Below are 909 nucleotides of genomic sequence, written 5' to 3'. Positions count from 1 at the left end.
CTGGCAGAAGGAAAACCGAAAAAAGTGGCCATTATCGCCTGCGTCAGGAAGATGATTAACATCTTAAATTCTATGCTGCGAGATGGCGCCCTATGGGATGCAAAAACAGCTTAAAATTATCTATTGACGCCATAGTCGTTTGTTATGTAACCACTACCTGCGACTACGTAACAGCTTTACTGCCTTAAAAACCACTGTTACAACACTAATTGACATTGCTGTTCTGAACACGAAAACAAATGTTGAAGGCCAATACTCTTCGTTATGTTCAATTTGTGACAAATCAAAATGATATATTTCCGCAAAATCGAAACAAGCCGCTCGAATGAAGTTATCAGCTCCATATGCTAACCATGCAAGGGGGTTATTGCTCCCTAGAAGCATAAAATCACTACCATAAGCCTGCCAACCTAAGTAAGAAGCTGCTGAGAATGAGAAAAACAACAAGAATGGCATTGTGAGAACATACACTACATCTTTTCCCCCATTATCCAGATTAGACTTCAACTCTTCATCAAAATACTGAGGACTTAACGTAGCACCTACTAAATTAATTGCTGCACCAGAAGTCATAATAAGCGCAGTATAAAAAGCGTAAACTGTCATTGATTCAATAAACCCAATACCATAAGCAATAAGGTAAAAAACCAGCAGTACAATAGACAAACCTAGTACATCTTTAAAAGGTTGATATTTCATAAATCCCGCACCCATTCTTACTTCTTATGGCCATCAAATCATCGAACTTTGACTCCGGTTACATAACGCCTGGGATAAGGTGCGCCACGACCAACTCTCCAAACCCACTGAACTCCGAACCAAAAATGCCGAGTCAAACAAGTCACCTTGATACCTTTGTTATGGCGCGCTCAAAGTAACCGACTCAACATCCATGCACGCTACCGCTAC

General features: G+C 40.5%; 1 protein-coding gene and 1 pseudogene. One reads left to right on the top strand and one right to left on the bottom strand.

Translation table 11 applies throughout. The features are described from left to right. Positions 1-114, top strand: a pseudogene (locus tag EDI28_RS25950) (IS110 family transposase); the annotation flags it as partial. A 39-nt stretch (positions 115-153) separates the two neighbouring features. Here EDI28_RS25950 and EDI28_RS25945 read toward each other — a convergent pair. Further along, positions 154-714 carry a hypothetical protein gene (locus EDI28_RS25945; protein ID WP_128786698.1) on the bottom strand — a complete coding sequence of 187 codons (561 nt, stop codon included), beginning with the start codon at positions 712-714 and terminating at the stop codon, positions 154-156. Between the last annotated feature and the right edge of the window lie 195 nt (positions 715-909).

Source organism: Photobacterium chitinilyticum (genome assembly GCF_004104355.1).
In the GTDB taxonomy this organism is placed as follows: Bacteria; Pseudomonadota; Gammaproteobacteria; order Enterobacterales; family Vibrionaceae; genus Photobacterium; species Photobacterium chitinilyticum.
Note: the sequence above shows the minus strand (reverse complement) of the source record. Positions and strands in the feature narration are given on the sequence as shown.

Coding starts and splice junctions, on each gene's coding strand:
- EDI28_RS25945 (WP_128786698.1), bottom strand. CDS start 714: ATGGGTGCGGGATTTATGAAATATCAACCTTTTAAAGATGTACTAGGT.